At 58.2% G+C, this 18,205-nt stretch carries 16 protein-coding genes; 8 read left to right on the top strand and 8 right to left on the bottom strand.

Annotated features, from left to right (window positions below; all coding sequences use genetic code 11):
- The first annotated feature begins 27 nt into the window (after window positions 1-27).
- Together K7H21_RS11970 and cspF are read left to right on the top strand one after the other, a co-directional pair.
- Window positions 28-198, top strand: coding sequence for a YnfU family zinc-binding protein (locus K7H21_RS11970; protein ID WP_216356110.1), 171 nt, complete (start codon window positions 28-30; stop codon window positions 196-198).
- Window positions 199-374: 176 nt separating this feature from the next.
- Window positions 375-587, top strand: a complete 213-nt coding sequence (cspF, locus tag K7H21_RS11965; RefSeq protein WP_071988214.1) for a cold shock-like protein CspF — start codon at window positions 375-377, stop codon at window positions 585-587.
- A gap of 48 nt (window positions 588-635) precedes the next feature.
- On the opposite strand, the gene K7H21_RS11960 is transcribed toward cspF, so the two are convergent.
- Window positions 636-1,508, bottom strand: coding sequence for a LysR family transcriptional regulator (locus K7H21_RS11960; protein WP_004119307.1), 873 nt, complete (start codon window positions 1,506-1,508; stop codon window positions 636-638).
- 106 nt (window positions 1,509-1,614) lie between these two features.
- Here K7H21_RS11960 and budA point away from each other — a divergent pair, with 106 nt between their 5' ends.
- From budA to K7H21_RS11945, 3 genes are read left to right on the top strand one after another with little or no spacing between them, the layout of a single operon-like run.
- Window positions 1,615-2,394, top strand: a complete 780-nt coding sequence (gene budA, locus K7H21_RS11955) for an acetolactate decarboxylase (protein ID WP_004119304.1) — start codon at window positions 1,615-1,617, stop codon at window positions 2,392-2,394.
- A 10-nt stretch (window positions 2,395-2,404) separates the two neighbouring features.
- Window positions 2,405-4,084 (top strand): acetolactate synthase AlsS, encoded by a 1,680-nt coding sequence (gene alsS / locus K7H21_RS11950; RefSeq protein WP_049122890.1) that lies wholly within the window; start codon window positions 2,405-2,407, stop codon window positions 4,082-4,084.
- A 23-nt stretch (window positions 4,085-4,107) separates the two neighbouring features.
- Window positions 4,108-4,878, top strand: coding sequence for a (S)-acetoin forming diacetyl reductase (locus tag K7H21_RS11945; RefSeq protein WP_004119299.1), 771 nt, complete (start codon window positions 4,108-4,110; stop codon window positions 4,876-4,878).
- A gap of 56 nt (window positions 4,879-4,934) precedes the next feature.
- Here the strand turns inward: K7H21_RS11945 and K7H21_RS11940 are convergent, their stop codons facing one another.
- From K7H21_RS11940 to K7H21_RS11930, 3 genes are all read right to left on the bottom strand, one after another.
- A complete protein-coding gene (locus K7H21_RS11940) occupies window positions 4,935-6,005 on the bottom strand; it encodes an ABC transporter ATP-binding protein (RefSeq protein WP_142445622.1) in 1,071 nt (356 codons plus the stop codon).
- Window positions 5,998-7,767 carry an ABC transporter permease gene (locus K7H21_RS11935; RefSeq protein WP_049114481.1) on the bottom strand — a complete coding sequence of 590 codons (1,770 nt, stop codon included), beginning with the start codon at window positions 7,765-7,767 and terminating at the stop codon, window positions 5,998-6,000. The genes K7H21_RS11940 and K7H21_RS11935 overlap by 8 nt, the downstream gene beginning before the upstream one ends.
- Window positions 7,768-7,838: 71 nt before the next feature.
- A complete protein-coding gene (locus K7H21_RS11930) occupies window positions 7,839-8,927 on the bottom strand; it encodes an ABC transporter substrate-binding protein (protein ID WP_004119286.1) in 1,089 nt (362 codons plus the stop codon).
- Window positions 8,928-9,423: 496 nt separating this feature from the next.
- Here K7H21_RS11930 and K7H21_RS11925 point away from each other — a divergent pair, with 496 nt between their 5' ends.
- Both K7H21_RS11925 and fdhF read left to right on the top strand, forming a co-directional pair.
- A complete protein-coding gene (locus tag K7H21_RS11925; RefSeq protein WP_142445620.1) occupies window positions 9,424-10,506 on the top strand; it encodes a malate/lactate/ureidoglycolate dehydrogenase in 1,083 nt (360 codons plus the stop codon).
- Window positions 10,507-10,743: 237 nt separating this feature from the next.
- The gene (gene fdhF / locus K7H21_RS11920) at window positions 10,744-12,894 is read left to right on the top strand and encodes a formate dehydrogenase subunit alpha (protein ID WP_004119282.1); all 2,151 of its coding nucleotides are present in this window, start codon (window positions 10,744-10,746) and stop codon (window positions 12,892-12,894) included.
- 175 nt (window positions 12,895-13,069) lie between these two features.
- On the opposite strand, the gene K7H21_RS11910 is transcribed toward fdhF, so the two are convergent.
- Window positions 13,070-14,221, bottom strand: coding sequence for a M20 aminoacylase family protein (locus tag K7H21_RS11910; RefSeq protein WP_004119279.1), 1,152 nt, complete (start codon window positions 14,219-14,221; stop codon window positions 13,070-13,072).
- 282 nt (window positions 14,222-14,503) lie between these two features.
- Between K7H21_RS11910 and K7H21_RS11905 the strand changes: the two genes are divergently transcribed.
- Entirely contained in the window at window positions 14,504-15,709 is a 1,206-nt protein-coding gene (locus K7H21_RS11905) for an MFS transporter (RefSeq protein ID WP_223035798.1), read from the top strand.
- 105 nt (window positions 15,710-15,814) lie between these two features.
- On the opposite strand, the gene K7H21_RS11900 is transcribed toward K7H21_RS11905, so the two are convergent.
- From K7H21_RS11900 to K7H21_RS11890, 3 genes are all read right to left on the bottom strand, one after another.
- Window positions 15,815-16,537, bottom strand: a complete 723-nt coding sequence (locus K7H21_RS11900) for an amino acid ABC transporter ATP-binding protein (RefSeq protein ID WP_223035889.1) — start codon at window positions 16,535-16,537, stop codon at window positions 15,815-15,817.
- Entirely contained in the window at window positions 16,521-17,288 is a 768-nt protein-coding gene (locus tag K7H21_RS11895) for an amino acid ABC transporter permease (protein WP_004102832.1), read from the bottom strand. Before K7H21_RS11895 ends, K7H21_RS11900 begins: the two co-directional genes overlap by 17 nt.
- Before the next feature lie 64 nt (window positions 17,289-17,352).
- Window positions 17,353-18,120, bottom strand: coding sequence for a basic amino acid ABC transporter substrate-binding protein (locus K7H21_RS11890; protein ID WP_004119265.1), 768 nt, complete (start codon window positions 18,118-18,120; stop codon window positions 17,353-17,355).
- Window positions 18,121-18,205 lie beyond the last annotated feature (85 nt).

The following is an 18,205-nucleotide window of genomic DNA, read 5'->3' as shown; positions in this document are numbered from 1 at the left end:
GTACGCTCTTAAATCAGGAAATATCATATGTCAGAACGCAAAGACGCTAAAACTCGCCGTAACTATCTCGTTAAATGCTCCTGCCCTAACTGCTCTCAGGACTCAGAACACAGCTTCAGCCGAGTCCAAAAAGGTGCGCAACTCATTTGCCCCTACTGCCATAAACTCTTTCAGTCCTCATCACGATCCGCTGCATAATTATTCCCTTGCCAGATGCCGATTGCCAATTGCCGCGCGTGATTGCGCAATAATCAGCCAGCGCCGAACTCATTTGGCAAAAAAACCCGCCTGCGCGGGTTTTATTTTGATTTGCATAGACTTCCCGCGCGCTTACTGTATAGTCGTGCCGGTTTTCATATTTAAAAGGTATTTATTTGTTCCAAAAAATGACAGGTATTGTCAAAGCGTTTGATAATAAAACGGGCAAGGGCCTGATAATCCCCTCCGATGGTCGTAAAGACGTTCAGGTCCATATTTCCGCATTATCGCCCGGCGAACCAACCATAATCAGCCCCGGAACCCGCGTCGAATTTCGTCGAGTCAACGGACTGCGAGGCCCAACCGCCGCCAACGTCTACCTTTCTTAAACAGTTTTAAAAAGCGTTAACTATTTCCTGTCGTCGTCACCCCACCGGTTAAAACATGGCCAGAAAACGCTTCACCGTGCGCGAGCGCTCGTAGCGCCGCCAGGCGATAGCGATATCGGTTTTCAGCGGCGTACCCATCAGCGGGTGATAGCTCACGTTGGGGAGCGTGATGCAGGTCATCGACTGCGGCACCAGCGCAAAGCCGAAGCCAGCCTCCACCATGCTGAGCGACGATGATATTTGCGATGACTGATAGGCTCGCTGCACGTCAACACCGGCGCGCAGATAGCTGTTGAACACCAGCTCATACAGGCCAGGGGCCACTTCACGCGGGAAAAGAATCGGCGCCACGTCCGTCAGTTGCTCCAGCGTCAGCTCGCGGTGGGACGATAGCGGGTGCGAACGCGCCAGGGCAATCACCATCGGTTCTTGATCGATAATCCGCAGATTGAACGCTTTACTGCTCTCGCAGGGCAGGCGTACAAAAGCAATATCCAGCTCCGCTTCGCCAAGCGCCCCCATCAGCGTCGCCATATTGCCTTCGACCTGATGCAGCGTCACCCCCGGATAACTCTGCTGAAACTGCTGTAACAGGCTAAAGATTTGCGGATGAAAAGCATCAGAGCTGGTAATGCCCAGCGAGAGCCGACCGTTCAGCCCGCGGGCAATTCCCTTGGTTTTTTCCAGCGCCGCGTCGCTTAACGCCAGAATCTGGCAAGCATCCTCATAAAACGACTCCCCCGCTTCCGTCAGCTCGACGCCCCGCGTTAATCGGCGGAAAAGCGGTGTGCCAATTTCTCTTTCAAGCCGTTGAATTTGCTGACTTAGCGGTGGCTGGGAGATACCAAGTTCTTTTGCCGCTTTAGTGAAGTGCCGCGCCTCGGCGACGGCGACGAAGTAGCGCAGATAACGAAGTTCCATATCGAAAACGTCTCAAACAATCATAGATTCTATATTGGAACTGTGAGCTGAATCGGGTCAACATTTATTTAACCTTTCTGATATTCGTTGAACGAGGAAGTGGGTAATGAACCATTCTGCTGAATGCTCTTGTGAAGAGAGCCTGTGTGAAACTCTACGAGGATTTTCCGCGCAACATCCCGATAGCGTCATCTACCAGACCTCTCTAATGAGCGCGCTGTTAAGCGGCGTTTATGAAGGTAATACGACCATCGCCGATTTGCTCACCCACGGCGATTTCGGCCTCGGGACCTTTAATGAACTGGACGGCGAGCTGATCGCGTTTAGCAGCGAAGTTTACCAGCTGCGCGCCGACGGCAGCGCCCGCAAAGCCCGTATGGAACAGCGTACGCCGTTCGCGGTGATGACCTGGTTTCAGCCGCAGTATCGCAAAACGTTCGATAAACCGGTCAGCCGTGAACAACTGCACGACATCATCGACCAGCAAATTCCGTCGGACAATCTGTTCTGCGCCCTGCGTATTAACGGCCATTTTCGCCACGCCCATACCCGCACGGTACCGCGCCAGACGCCGCCATACCGGGCGATGACCGACGTACTCGACGACCAGCCGGTTTTTCGCTTCAACCAGCGCGAGGGTGTCCTGGTTGGGTTCAGAACGCCGCAGCATATGCAGGGCATTAACGTGGCCGGCTACCACGAACACTTCATCACCGATGACCGCCAGGGCGGCGGCCATCTGCTCGATTATCAGCTCGACCACGGCGTTCTGACCTTTGGCGAGATCCACAAATTGATGATTGACCTTCCTGCCGATAGCGCCTTCCTGCAGGCGGATCTGCATCCAGACAATCTTGATGCCGCCATTCGCTCAGTCGAAAACTAAGGAGATTCTCGTGGATAATCAACATCAACCGCGCCAGTGGGCGCACGGCGCCGACCTCATCGTCAGCCAGCTTGAGGCCCAGGGGGTACGCCAGGTGTTCGGCATTCCGGGGGCCAAAATCGATAAAGTCTTCGATTCGCTGCTCGACTCCTCCATTCGCATTATCCCGGTGCGCCACGAAGCCAACGCCGCCTTTATGGCCGCCGCGGTTGGCCGCATCACCGGCAAAGCGGGCGTCGCGCTGGTCACGTCCGGACCGGGCTGCTCTAACCTGATTACCGGGATGGCAACGGCCAATAGCGAAGGCGACCCGGTGGTGGCGCTGGGCGGCGCGGTAAAACGCGCCGACAAGGCCAAACAGGTGCACCAGAGTATGGATACGGTGACGATGTTTAGCCCGGTGACCAAATACTCGGTGGAAGTCACCGCGCCGGAAGCGCTGGCGGAAGTTGTCTCCAACGCGTTTCGTGCAGCCGAGCAGGGACGCCCCGGCAGCGCCTTCGTCAGCCTGCCGCAGGACGTGGTCGACGGGCCGGTCCACGCCAGGGTTCTGCCCGCCGGCGATGCGCCGCAGACCGGCGCGGCGCCGGACGACGCCATTGCGCGAGTCGCGAAGATGATTGCCGGCGCGAAAAATCCGATATTTCTGCTCGGCCTGATGGCCAGCCAGACGGAAAACAGCGCGGCGCTGCGCGAATTGCTGAAAAAAAGTCATATCCCGGTGACCAGCACCTATCAGGCCGCCGGCGCGGTCAATCAGGATCACTTTACCCGCTTCGCCGGACGGGTTGGTCTGTTCAACAACCAGGCAGGGGATCGACTCCTGCATCTCGCCGACCTGGTCATCTGCATCGGCTATAGTCCGGTGGAGTACGAGCCGGCCATGTGGAATAACGGTAACGCCACGCTGGTACATATCGACGTGCTGCCCGCTTACGAAGAGCGTAATTATACCCCGGACGTCGAGCTGGTCGGCAATATCGCCGCCACCCTGAACAAACTGTCTCAGCGCATCGACCACCAGCTGGTGCTCTCGCCGCAGGCCGCCGAGATCCTTGTCGACCGCCAGCATCAGCGGGAGCTCCTCGACCGCCGCGGCGCGCACCTGAACCAGTTCGCCCTTCATCCGCTGCGCATCGTTCGCGCCATGCAGGACATCGTCAATAGCGATGTCACCCTGACCGTCGATATGGGGAGCTTTCATATCTGGATCGCCCGCTATCTCTACAGCTTTCGCGCCCGTCAGGTCATGATTTCCAACGGTCAACAGACCATGGGCGTGGCGCTGCCGTGGGCGATTGGCGCCTGGCTGGTCAATCCGCAGCGCAAAGTGGTTTCCGTTTCCGGCGACGGCGGTTTCCTGCAGTCCAGCATGGAGCTGGAGACCGCCGTACGGCTGAAAGCGAACGTCCTGCATATCATCTGGGTCGATAACGGCTACAACATGGTGGCGATTCAGGAGGAGAAAAAATACCAGCGGCTCTCCGGCGTTGAGTTCGGCCCGGTGGATTTTAAAGTCTACGCCGAAGCCTTCGGCGCCAAAGGGTTTGCGGTAGAGAGCGCCGAAGCCCTTGAGCCGACGCTGCGGGCGGCGATGGACGTCGACGGCCCCGCCGTCGTAGCCATCCCCGTGGATTACCGCGATAACCCGCTGCTGATGGGCCAGCTCCATCTCAGTCAACTACTTTGAGTCACTACAGAAGGAATCTATCAATGAAAAAAGTCGCACTCGTCACCGGCGCGGGCCAGGGTATCGGTAAAGCTATCGCCCTTCGTCTGGTGAAAGATGGTTTTGCCGTGGCTATCGCCGATTATAACGACGCCACCGCGCAGGCGGTCGCTGATGAAATTAACCGCAGCGGCGGCCGGGCGCTAGCGGTGAAGGTGGATGTGTCTCAACGCGATCAGGTTTTTGCCGCCGTCGAACAGGCGCGCAAGGGTCTCGGCGGTTTTGACGTGATCGTCAACAACGCCGGGGTTGCGCCCTCCACACCAATCGAAGAGATTCGCGAGGAGGTGATCGATAAAGTCTACAATATCAACGTTAAAGGCGTTATCTGGGGCATCCAGGCCGCGGTAGAGGCGTTTAAAAAAGAGGGCCACGGCGGCAAAATTATCAACGCCTGCTCCCAGGCGGGCCATGTAGGTAACCCGGAGCTGGCGGTCTACAGCTCCAGTAAATTTGCCGTGCGCGGCCTGACGCAAACCGCCGCCCGCGATCTGGCGCATCTGGGGATTACCGTAAACGGCTACTGCCCGGGGATCGTCAAAACCCCAATGTGGGCGGAAATTGACCGCCAGGTTTCCGAAGCGGCGGGTAAACCGCTGGGCTACGGAACCCAGGAGTTCGCCAAACGCATTACCCTTGGGCGGCTATCCGAGCCGGAAGACGTCGCGGCCTGCGTCTCTTATCTCGCCGGTCCGGACTCCAATTATATGACCGGCCAATCGCTGCTGATCGATGGCGGCATGGTATTTAACTAATAATAAATAAGCTCTGACATGGTTTGCCCCGGCGTCACCGCCGGGGCTTTTTTATTTCAACCTTTAGGGAAGATCCACAGGTCGCTGACGGGCAATGTCAGATGGCAACGCTCGGCATCGCGCAGCGCGCTGCCGTAGGCGCGTATGGCGAAATCATCGCCTTCAGTGCGAAACAGATACTCCCAGCGGTCGCCGAGGTACATGCTGGTCAACAGCGTCAGCGCCAGCATGTTCTCTTCAGGCGCGGAAGCGATGCGCAAACGCTCAACGCGGATCACCGCCGTCGCCTCTTCCCCCACGCTAACCCCTTCCCCCGCCATTCCCCATAGCGCCCAGCTGGCCCCCTCAATGCGCGCCCGACCGTTCTCCAGCGCGCTAACGGTGCCATGCAGGCGATTATTACTGCCCATAAACTCGGCGGCAAACAGCGTTTTCGGGCTGCCGTACATCTCCTGCGGGGTTCCCTGCTGCTCGATCACGCCGTTGTTAAGCAGCAGAATGCGATCGGAAATCGCCATCGCCTCATTCTGATCGTGGGTGACCATCAGCGCCGAAAGCCCCAGCTTGACGATCAGCTCGCGCAAAAAGACCCGCGCTTCTTCCCGCAGCTTGGCGTCCAGATTCGACAGCGGTTCATCCAGCAGGATCACCGGCGGGTTGTAAACCAGCGCCCTGCCGATGGCCACGCGCTGCTGCTGTCCTCCGGAGAGCTGATGCGGATGGCGACTGCCAAGATGCCCCAGCCCCAGTTGTTCAAGTACAGTCTGGACCCGTTGCTTGATCTCCGCGGCGGCAACCTTACGCAGCTTCAGCGGGTAAGCGACGTTTTCAAACACCGTTTTATGCGGCCACAGCGCATAGGACTGAAACACCAAACCCAGGTTACGCTCCTCGGCCGGAATTTCGCTACGCGGGTTGCCGTCATAGACGCGGGATTTTCCAATGGTAATAATGCCGCCGGTCGGCTTCTCCAGCCCGGCGACCGCCCGCAGCAGCGTGGTTTTTCCGCTGCCCGATGGCCCGAGCAGCGACACCACCTCTCCCCGCTTCAGTTCCATGGACACGCCCTTCAGTACCGGATTATCGCCATAGGTCAGATGCAGGTTTTCTACCGATAATTCAATCATGTAATTTCACTCCAAAGCGCAGGGCGATACCCAGACCGACGACCACCAGCAGGATATTAATAAAGGAGAGCGCGGCGACGATATCGATAGCCCCCGCCGCCCACAGCGAGACCAGCATCGAACCAATCGTTTCGGTTCCGGGCGAAAGCAGATAGACCCCGGTGGAGTATTCGCGCTCGAAGATAAGAAACATCAGCAGCCAGGAGCCGATTAAGCCGTAGCGCGACAGCGGCACCGTAACGTGACGGGTAATCTGCCCGCGCGATGCGCCGGTACTGCGCGCGGCCTCTTCCAACTCCGGCGCTACCTGCAGCAGCGTCGAGGAGATCAGCCGCAGGCCGTAAGCCATCCACACCACGGTATAGGCCAGCCAGACGCTAAAAATAGTATTACGCAGCGCGCGCAGTTGGACGATCAGATGCTCGCGCAGCCAGTCGGCCACCGGCAGCGCTGAGAGCCAGCCGTTTTTCAGCGACTGATCGAGCCACATCGGCAAAAACAGAAACACCCACAGAAACGCCAGCCCGGCCAGCAGCCCCGGCACGGCGCGCGGCACCAGTACGCTGTAGTCAAGAAAGCGCGTGACGTTATCCGGTTTACGGTGCATAGCGATGCCCACGAACAGATAGCAGACCACCGCCAGCGCGCCGCCGAACACGCCAATCGCCATGGAGTTAACGATGGCGCGCAGCAGGTTCGGCTGCTGCCAGATGCTACGGAACGTCGCCAGCGAGAGCTCATCCCATAGCGAAACGCCTACGCCCCAGTTTGAAATAAAGGCCCGCAGCGCCACGCCGATCAGCGGCACGCCGATGGTGACCGTCAGCCAGGCCACCACCACAATCCCGGCGACCCAGCGCCATTTCCCCAGCGGCAGCGCGCGGGCCTGGGACGCTTTCCCCTTCATGGTGACAAAGCGGTTGGCGGTGCGCATCAGGCGGCGCTGGAGCATTACCAGCGGAATGGTAATGCAGATCAGCACCACCGCTACCGCCGCCATCAGATGATACGAGGGCGTGCCGAGCTTGTTGGTGAGCTTATAAAGATAGGTCGCCAGCACCATGTTGCCTTCCGGGTCCCCCAGCACCAACATCAGGCCAAACACTTCCAGACCGAGGAAAAACAGCAGCACGCAGGCGTAGAGGATCGACGGTCGCACCATGGGCAGGCTCACCGACGTCATCACCTGCAGCGGCGATGCGCCAACCGTGCGCGCGGCCTCCTCCACGTCCGACCCGACGCTGCGCAGGGCGGAAGAGATATAGAGATAGGCATGCGGAACGTGCGTCAGTCCGGCAATCACCACGATGCTGAACATCGAATAGATATTCCACGGTACGAAACCGATCAGCTGTTCCGCCCATTGCGAAAAGAAACCTACCGGCCCGGCCGCCACCACGTAACCAAAGCCCAGCACCATCGGCGAAACGAAAATCGGCACCAGGATCAGCGGCTCAATAAACCGCCGCCCGGGTAAATCGGTGCGTACCATTAAAAAAGCGAGGATCCCGCCGAGGGGGATGGCGATCGCCACCAGACCGAAGGCGAGAATAAAACCGGATTTTAGCGCCAGATAAAAATCCGGGTCGCTAAAGATAAACGCGAAAGCTTCGAGGCTGAACGACTTCGAGCGGGCAAAAAAAGGCGCCGAGAGAAAGCTCTGCACCACGATAAACAACAGCGGGACATAAATCGCCAGCGCCGTCATCACGACGACGATACCGCGCGGCAAACCCTGCCATTTTCGACGTAAGACATTCATAAGCGATCCCTTTAAACCTGGCGGGCATTAAGCGGGCTGCGCATCCAGAAAAGAGGCGCAGCGCCGGAGGGTTATTTCGCCGCGGCGGTACGCCACTGTTTGATAAATTCCAGACGTTGCTTCGGCTCAAGATACGCCAGCAGCGTTTCATCGACCGGAATCGGCTTCAGCGCGCTGCCGAGCATTTTGGTCATGCCGTCAATATCATTTTTACCTTCGATATCATTGCGCAGGGAGGGAATATCGGCCTGGTTCGCGAGGATGCTTTGCCCCTTTTCCGACAGCACGTAGTCAAACCACAGCTTCGCCGCATTAAGATGCTCGGCTTCTGCGGTAATAAAGGAGACTCGGGAGAGCACCAGCACGTAATCTTTCGGATATGAGATGCCAAGCGAAGGATCGGTTTTCGCCCTCGCCTCCGCGTAGGAACCGAGAATATTGTAGCCAATCAGGTTTTCACCGGAGGAGACGCGTTCCATCATCGTACCGGTGGACGATTGCACGGTCAGGCCGCCTTTCGCAATGCCCGCCAGATCGTTAAAGTAGTTGGCATCGGCTTTGCTGTCCTGCACCGCCAGCATAAAACCCAGCCCTGATTTTTCAATATCGTACGTAGTGACCTTGCCTTTGAATTTATCGGCCTGAGCGGAGATAAGCTTCGCCAGCGCGGTATGCGAGTCCGGGACATCCCCCTGCGGGATCAGCCGTTTATTATAGATAAAGACCACCGGCTCGTAGGTCGTGCCGTAGGCTTTCTGTTGCCAGACCGCCCATTTTGGCAGCTTATCCCGCTCCGGCGAGGCGTACTCTTCGGCATATTCAGTGGCAAGCTTCAGCGCCGTATCCATGGAAGAGCTCCAGACCACATCGCCGCTGCCGCCGCCCGCCGCCTGTTCGCTGATATAACGGTTGTACAATTCGGTACTGTTCATATCGTTATATTCAACTTTAATGCCGGGATATTGCGCCTCAAAGCCTTTAATTAACGGGCCTGCGGCCTTGGTATCGGTCGTTGAATAGATAACCACTTTGCCTTCTTTAATCCCGGCATCCACCACTTTTTGATAATCCGCTGGGTAGCCCTCAGGGACTGCGGCAAGAACCTGACCGGAGAATATTGCCGACAGTGAAATCATTAACCCACTAATTTTCATATACATAAAATCAACCTTTAGGTATCAATTATTAAACGTAAATTTAACATATAGCGGGACGTCAGAGCCTTGCAACGCCGGATTTTGTTTTTTTACGGCTTTTGTGACGCTGACGTAATTTAAAGGAAGATTCGTCGGATAAAGCGAAAGCGATTTACGGTCTGCGGTAGAAATATTAAGAAAAGATTAAGTTTTTTACATATATGGCTCGCCGGATATTGGCTTTGATTAACTACAATAATAAAAGTGACGCTCCATTTTACCGGCCAAGGGCGGTATAACGCGTCTCACTCAGCCGCTAACATAGGGGCTTGATCGCCCTGGCGTGGTTTATATATCACCAGGTTCAAGGATTTGTCTCCTTCCTCCCCGCAGCAATAACCACCAGCGAAAAGCCTTTAATACAAAATTCAAAACCTTGATCTTCTCCGTGGCTCAGCGCAGCATGGAAATGCAAACACACTAAAACAAGAATTCGCAACCCAATCACAGGAGAGAATCAGTGCAAACAGGACATCGCTTCCAGGCCACGGATCTGCATCACTTTGTTAAAACCCTTTTCACCCATATGGGAAGCTCCCTCACAGAAGCATCGCTTATCGCCGACCACCTGATTGCCGCTAACCTGGCCGGGCACGATTCCCACGGCGTCGGCATGATCCCAAGCTACGTACGCTCCCACGCGCAGGGTTATCTCCAGCTCAATCGCCACGCCAGCGTCATGAAAGACGCGGGCGCGGTGGTCACGCTGGACGGCAACGGCGGCTTCGGCCAGGTGGTGGCCCATGAAGCCATGCAGATCGGTATTGAGAAGGCGAAACAGCACGGTATGGCCGCCGTGGCGCTGCGTAATGCGCACCATATTGGCCGCATCGGCTACTGGGCGGAACAGTGCGCGGCCGCCGGAATGATCTCTATCCATTTCGTTAACGTCGTTGGCAACGTGATGGTCGCCCCATTCCGTGGGAAAGACAGCCGCTTCGGCACCAACCCGCTGTGCGTGGTGTTCCCGCGCGCCGGCCATCCGCCGCTGCTGCTGGATTACGCCACCAGCGCCATCGCCTTCGGTAAAACCCGCGTCGCCTGGCATAAAGGGGTTCCGGTACCGGCGGGGTCGCTGATCGACGCTCGCGGCGTCCCTACCACCGACCCGGCGGTGATGCAGACGTCGCCGCTGGGGGCGCTGCTGACCTTTGCCGAACATAAAGGCTACGCGCTGGCGACGCTGTGCGAAATTATCGGCGGCGCGGTATCCGGCGGTAAAACCTCGCATCAGGAGACGCTGCAGGGCAGCGTGGACGCAATTTTCAACTGCATGACCACCATTATTCTCAGCCCGGAAGCGTTCGATGCGCCGGATATGCAGCGCGAGACCGAAGCGTTTATCGACTGGTGTAAACGGTCGCCGCACGACCCGGACGCGCCGATTCTGGCCCCAGGCGAGTGGGAAGAGGCTAACCGCCAGCAGCGTCTGGCGCAGGGGATACCGCTGGACGCCGGCAGCTGGCAGGCGATTTGTGCCGCCGCCGAAGAAGTCGGTTTACCCGCCGACACCCTCGCGCAGCTGCGCCAGAAGCTGGCCTGATTTTTCCCCGATGACGCCCGAACGGGCGTCATGTCATCGTCATTAGTGTCGACATCACCGCCGCCCCGCCTGCACCTTCCGACTATTCTATTTAAATTCAATAAGTTAAAATTTGGCACAGTCTATGCATAACGCTCCCGTCATCTGCCGGTACGCTGGCGCATGACGCCCTGACAAGGGCGGGCCGGGCCCGGCCTGTCCATTGTTGTTTATTCTCTGTTAACAGGTCTGTTACTGATGAAAAAAATCACGAGCGTTTGCCCTTATTGCGGGGCCGGTTGCAAACTTAAGCTGGTCGTCGAAAACAATAAAATTATCCGAGCCGAAGCCGCTGATGGCGTTACTAACCAAAATCAGCTGTGCCTGAAAGGCTATTACGGCTGGGATTTTCTCAACGACACCCAACTGCTGACGCCGCGTCTGCAGCAGCCGATGATTCGCTATCAGAAAGGCGGCAAGTTCACCCCGGTAAGCTGGGATGAAGCTATCCGCTATACGGCGAAAAAACTGCGTGAAATAAAGGAGAAGCATGGCCCGCGCGCCATTATGACTACCGGTTCATCGCGCGGTACCGGCAATGAAACCAACTACGTGATGCAAAAGTTCGCCCGCGGGGTACTCAACACCAATAACGTCGACTGCTGCGCCCGCGTCTGCCACGGCCCGTCGGTAGCCGGCCTGCAGCTGGCGCTCGGCAACGGCGCGATGAGCAACTCGATTAGCGATATTGAGAACTCAAAATGCCTGCTGGTCTTTGGCTATAACTGCGCCGACTCCCACCCAATCGTCGCCCGCCGGGTGATTAAGGCCCGCGAAAACGGGGCGAAAATCATCGTCTGCGACCCGCGCCGTATCGAAACCGCCCGCATCGCCGATCGCCATCTGCAGCTCAATAACGGCAGCAACATGGCGCTGGTCAACGCCTTCGCTCACGTTCTGCTGGAAGAAGATCTCTATAACCACGACTACGTCGACCGCTTTACCGAGGGGCTGGATGCCTATCGTGAGATGGTGAAAGACTATTCCCCTGAAGCCGTCGAAGGCATCGTCGGCGTCCCGGCCGCTGAAATTCGCCAGGCGATGCGCATGTTTGCCGCCGCGCCTTCCGCCACGATTATGTGGGGCATGGGCGTCACCCAGTTCGGCCAGGCGGTGGACGTTGTCAGAGGGCTGGCGAGCCTCGCGCTGTTAACCGGCAACCTCGGACGCGCCAACGTCGGCGTGGGGCCGGTACGCGGGCAAAACAACGTCCAGGGCGCCTGCGATATGGGCGTCCTGCCGAATATGTTCCCCGGCTACCAGGACGTCACCGACCCCGGCGTTCGCGCCAAATTCGCCAACGCGTGGGGGATTGATCCGGCGAGTATGGACGACCAGGTCGGCACCCGGATCACCGAAGTGCCGCACAAAGCGCTGACCGGCGAGATCAAAGCCTACTACATCATGGGTGAAGATCCGCTGCAAACCGAAGCCGATTTGGGCCTGGTACGTAAAGGGATTGAGGCGCTCGATTTCGTGGTGGTGCAGGATATCTTTATGACCAAAACCGCCGAAATCGCCGATGTACTGCTGCCCGCCACCTCCTGGGGGGAACACGGCGGCGTCTTTACCTGCGCCGACCGCGGCTTCCAGCGCTTTGAGCAGGCGATTATCGCTACCGGTAACGTTAAGCGCGACTGGGAAATCATCAGCCTGCTGGCCAGCGAAATGGGCTATCCGATGCATTACGATAATAACCAGCAGATCTGGGACGAAATGCGCGAACTCTGCCCGCTGTTCTACGGCGTCACCTACGAGAAAATGGGTGATATGAACCACGTCCAGTGGCCGTGCCCGACGCTGGATCACCCCGGTACGCCGTGGCTGTATAAAGATAACCTCTTCGATACGCCAACCGGCAAAGGCCAGCTGTTCGCCGCCCCGTGGCGCGCGCCTGCCGAGACGCCGGATGAAGCGTATCCGCTGGTGCTCTGTACCGTGCGCGAAGTCGGCCACTACTCGTGTCGTTCGATGACCGGCAACTGCGCGGCCCTGCAATCGCTTGCCGATGAGCCGGGCCGGGTGCAAATCAACCGCGCCGACGCGCAGCGCCTCGGAATCGCCGACCAGCAGCTGGTGTGGGTCAGCTCGCGGCGCGGTAAGGTGATTACCCGCGCCGACATCAGCGATCGCATTAATGAAGGCGCGGTGTATATGACCTATCAGTGGTGGGTCGGCGCCTGTAACGAGCTGACGCAGGATAATCTCGACCCGATCTCGAAAACGCCGGAAACCAAATACTGCGCGGTGAAGGTGGAGGCTATTGCGGATCAGCGCTGGGCCGAACAGTATGCCTGGACCAGCTATAGCGAGATGAAAGCCCGCCTGAAAGCGGCGGTGAACGTGTAAAACCACGCAGGGAGATGCGCGCGTCTCCCTTCGTATCCACTTTTGCTCCCGGGGGCGGCGCTCAATGCGCCTTGCCCGGGCTACAAATTCTGCGCTTACCCGGGCTACCGGTCCGCAGTCCGCTGTAGTCGTGTAGCCCGGACAGGTGCGGAGCACCGCCTCCGGGATCGCCCGCTTACGCCAGCAGTTTCTCCACCAGCGCCGTCCACAGCGCCACGCCGTGAGGGAGCAGCTCATCGTTAAAATCATATCCGGCGTTATGCAGCGGCTTTGACGCCGTCTCGCCATCGGCGCCGATCCAAAAATAGGCGCCCGGGCACGCCTCCAGCATGCAGGCAAAATCTTCCGAGGCCATGGACGGATTACCGTTCCAGCTCACCGCCGACTCCCCCAGCAGCGCGGTCGCTACCTCGCGCACCTTTTGCGCTTCGGCCGGATGGTTAGTGGTCACCGGATAACCGGGATACCAGGCGATTTTGCCTTCCACATCTGATACCTGCGGCTGGGCGGCGACATAGCTTTCAATCAGCCCCCTGACCCGCGCGCGCACCTGGTTATTCAGACAGCGGAAGGTTCCGCGTAGCACCACTTTATCCGGCAGCACGTTGATCGCCTCCCCGCCGGCAATCTGGGTAATGCTCACCACCGTCGACTCCTGCGGCGACAGGCGGCGCGAAGGAATGGTTTGCAGGGCCATAATCAACTGCGCCGCGGCGACAATCGGGTCCGCTCCGCGCTCCGGCATCGCCGCATGGCAGCTTTTTCCGGTCAGAGTAATTTCAAACGCGTCGAGAGAGGCCATCATCGCCCCGCTACCGATCGCCACCTGGCCCAGCGGCATACCCGGCCAGTTGTGCAGCGCGTAAATGGCGTCCATCGGGAAGCGCTCAAACAGCCCCTCCTCCACCATTTTCCGCGCGCCGCCCAGGTTCTCTTCAGCAGGCTGAAAAACAAAGTGCACGGTACCGCGAAAGCGGCGGGTCTGCGCCAGATGCGCGGCTGTCGCCAGCAGCATCGCGCTATGGCCATCGTGGCCGCAGGCGTGCATCACGCCAGGATTGCGTGATTTGTAATCGATATCGCTCTGCTCGGCGATCGGCAGCGCGTCCATATCGGCCCGCAGGCCAATCACCGGACCGGGGCCGTTCTCCAGGGTCGCGACCACGCCGGTACCCGCCAGCCCGCGATGCACCTGGAGGCCAAACGAGGCGAGCAGTTCAGCCACCCGGCGCGAGGTTTCCTGTTCCTGATACCCCAGCTCAGGGCAAGCATGAAAATCACGTCGCCAGCGAATGGCCTCGGCGATCAGTGAAGAGGATACTGCCATGTCATACTCCTTTCCTGCACAGCATCAGCGCTGAACGAGTGTGTTATTCAATAAATTGGGGCTACAGGTAGTCCGCCAGCCTATTGGTTATATCCTTTCGCCTGCTCGCTGACAACTTCCGCCAAACCCTGCGCCGGCGCGCCTTTACGCGGCCCCTCGCCAGTGCCGTTCTTTTTTGTAGTGATATCAACGGTGACATAAGGCGTGCGATTAATTATTATGCAGCTATACTGGCGTTTTGCCGAATAATTCACTCTTCATACCTCCTTAACCGGAAATAAAATGTTCAACCCAGAGCAGAATCGCCTTGCCCCCACGCTGGCGATGATCATGGCGGCTTCATTAGTGGGATTTATCACCGGATACACGGTGCCCTTAATCAGTCTGGAGCTGGCGCAGCAGCAGATTGATACCGTTTACGTCGGCCTGCTGGCCGCGCTACCGCCAGCGGGGATGATGATCTCCTCCTTCCTCTCACCCGCGCTGTGCCGGCGCTTTGAGATGGGGCTTCTGCTCTCCGTCAGTCTGGTGGCGCTGGCGGCGTCAACCATCGCCTCCTGCCTGTCGTTTGATATGGTTCATCTCCTGCTGCCGCGGCTGGTTACCGGCCTGGCGTCGGGGGTGATTATCGTCATTGGCGAAAGCTGGATCACCGGCGGCGCGGCGGGGAAAAACCGGGCAACCCTGACCGGCATTTATGCCTCCGCCTTTACCGGCTGTCAGCTGGCGGGGCCGCTGCTGATCTCCGCCGGAGAAACGTATCAATCATGGACGCTGCTGCTCGTCGGGCTGGTGACCCTCGCCTGCCTGCTGATGCTGCGCCATCTACCCTCCGGCAGCCGCGAACGGCTGGCGGAACGCGCCAGCTGGCGCAGCCTCGGCGCCTTTTTGCCGGTACTGGCTTCCGGCGTATTCTGCTTCGCCTTTTTTGATGCCAGCATACTGGCGCTGCTGCCGCTTTACGGTATGGATAAAGGTCTAAGTGAAGTCACGGCGGTACTGCTGGTCACCGTGGTATTAACCGGCGATGCCATATTCCAGGCGCCGCTGGGCTGGATTGCCGACCGCTTCGGTATCCGCCGCGTGCATCTGACCTGCGCGGTGGTCTTCTGCCTTGCCCTGCTTGCCCTGCCGTTTCTGCTGGCGTCGCATATCCAGCTAATTGCCGGCTGCCTGCTTCTCGGCGCCGCGGCGGGGGCGCTCTATACCCTGTCACTGGTCCGCGCCGGGAAAACCTTCTCCGGGCAGAAGCTGATTATGATCAACGCCCTGCTGGGATTCTTTTGGTCCGCGGGCAGCGTGGCCGGGCCGGTGGTCAGCGGATTGCTGATCAGCGTCGCGGGCTATGATGGTCTGCTGATAACGCTGTTTGTCAGCGGCGCGCTGTTCCTGCTGATCCAGTGCCTGGGTAAAAGCGAAAAAGCGCTGCTGGCGGACGAACGCGAGCGTGAAGAAGAGATGGATGATATTAGCGAGGCGGCGCAGTAGCGCTTAAGCGTTCGGCAGTTACGCGTTGAGAGGACGAAAGAGCTTTCACCTTCCGCGTAAGATCTTCTCCCCGGCAGCGCAGTCGCGCGCCGGGGCCGGGAGCCGTTACAGCACTTTACTTAAAAACGCGGCGGTGCGCGGGTTAGTCGGCGCGCTAAAGATCTGCGCCGGTTTCCCCTCTTCCTGAATGATGCCCTGGTCGATAAAGATAACCCGGTCGGCCACTTCGCGGGCAAAGCCCATTTCGTGGGTTACGATGACCATGGTCATCCCTTCGCTGGCGAGGTTTTTCATCACCTCCAGCACATCGCCCACCAGCTCAGGATCGAGCGCCGAAGTGGGCTCATCAAACAGCATAATCGACGGTTTCATCGCCAGCGCGCGGGCGATGGCCACCCGCTGCTGCTGCCCGCCGGAGAGGCTGGAGGGCCAGGCGTCGCGCTTGTCGCTCAGCCCGACCTTCGCCAGCAGCTCTTCCGCCAGACGCACCGCCTCCGCGCGCGCCATGCCGCGCAGGCTCATCGGGGCCATAATCAGATTTTCCAGCACCGTTTTGTGCGGGAACAGATTGAAGCGCTGAAAGACCATGCCGACACTTTCCCGCATCTTATTCAGATCGGTGGCGCGATCGTGGGCGGCGAAGCCGTTTACCTCAACCTCGCCTTCGCTGACGGTTTCCAGCGCGTTCATGCAGCGCAGAAAAGTGCTTTTCCCGGAACCGGACGGGCCGATAATACAGACTACTTCCTGCGGCTTAATGTCGCAGTTGATGCCGCGCAGAACGTGGCTGTCGCCGAAGCGCTTGTGTAAATTACGAATGTGAATCACTTTTGCCAAACCTCTTTTCCAGACGGTTAACCAGCTGCGCCAGCAGGAAAGTAATGACCCAGTAAACCAGGGAGATGGTCAGGTAGGGTTCCCAGTAGGTGGCGTAGGCGCCGGAAACGGTGCGCGCGGCGTAGGCCAGATCCGCCAGACCGATGGCCGACGCCAGCGAGGAGTCCTTAACGATGGCGATAGCGTTGTTGCCCAGCGGCGGCAGAATGCGGCGAAACGCCTGCGGCAGAATCACCTGACGCATGGTTTTCCACCACGGCATTCCCAGCGCGCGGGAAGCTTCCATCTGCCCCTTATCGATCGACTGGATCCCGGCACGGAAGATCTCCGACACGTAGGCCCCGGCATTCAGCGTAATCGCCACGATACAGGAGAGAAACGCGCCGTAGTTTGAGCGCAGCTCGCGAGCGAAATCAGCGCTCATCATGCCGCTGGTCACCAGCAGTCCGTCGCGCGGGTTGATAAACAGCGGCACCAGCGCGAAGTGCACCACCATAATTTGCACGAACAGCGGCGTACCGCGAAACGCGCTGACGTAAAAGCGCACCGGAAACTGCACCAGATAACGCAGAACGTATTTCCATACCCCGTGCTCGGCTTTCGCCATCCGCCCCAGCCCAAGGGTCAGCCCCCACAGGGTGCCGAGGATCACGCAAATAATGGTACATTTAATGGTCATCAGGGCACCGTCCATAAACAGCGGACCGTACTCCTCAATGATCTCCCAACGGAATCCCGTCATAATCCTTCCCTAAAAAATACGGCTATCGCCAGAGTCGATAGCCGTGATGAAACAAAAATGCGAATTATTGCGCTGGCAGCGTCGGGACGTTGTCGTCGAACCAGGTTTTATAGATTTTAGCGTAGGTGCCGTCAGCGATGATTTTCTGTAAACCAGCGTTGATCTTCGCCTGCAGCTCGCTGTTGCCTTTCGCTACCGCGATGCCGAAGTACTGGCGCTCAAATTTGGCATCCGGCACCAGCTTAAACTGCTTCTCCGGGTGCTGCTTGATGTAGTATTTCACCACGCCGACGTCACCGACCGCCGCGCTGACGCCGTCTTCAAACAGCTCCTGCAGCATCAGCGGGGTATTATCAAAGCGCTTGATCGCGGTGCTGTTCTTGCCCAGCACGTCGGAAACCACGATATCGCCAGTGCTGGAGTTCACCACCCCGACTTTCTCGCTTTTCAGCGCCTCAAGGGAGGTCACTTTTGAATCCGCCGGCACAACGATGGACTGCTCGGCCGGGAAATAAGGAGCGGAGAAATCCACCATCTGCTTACGCTTATCGGTGATAGTGATCCCGGAGATAATAATGTCGCGATCGCCGGTGCTCAGGGTGGCGAAGATCCCTTCCCACGGTGTATTGACCAGTTTGATATCAAAGCCTTCCGCTTTGGCGATCGCTTTAATAATATCGATATCAAACCCTTCCAGCTGTTTCTGGCTGTTCTCAAACTCAAACGGGCGATAGGTTCCGCCGGAACCCACCACGTAAGTTTGCTGAGCCGCGTGGGCGGTGCCGATCATCGCCGCCGCCAGGCAGCATGCTTTCATCCACTTCTTAACCATGACAACTCCGTTTTATGCATTAATTTTGCATAAAAATACACACTGTCAGCATGGCATGCAACCGGAAACCTTCCCGACGGTAAAT

The organism is Klebsiella sp. CTHL.F3a, from assembly GCF_019890895.1.
Lineage (GTDB): Bacteria > Pseudomonadota > Gammaproteobacteria > Enterobacterales > Enterobacteriaceae > Klebsiella > Klebsiella grimontii.
The sequence above is the reverse complement of the archived record's forward strand: the minus strand, read 5'-3'. Positions and strand labels throughout refer to the sequence as shown.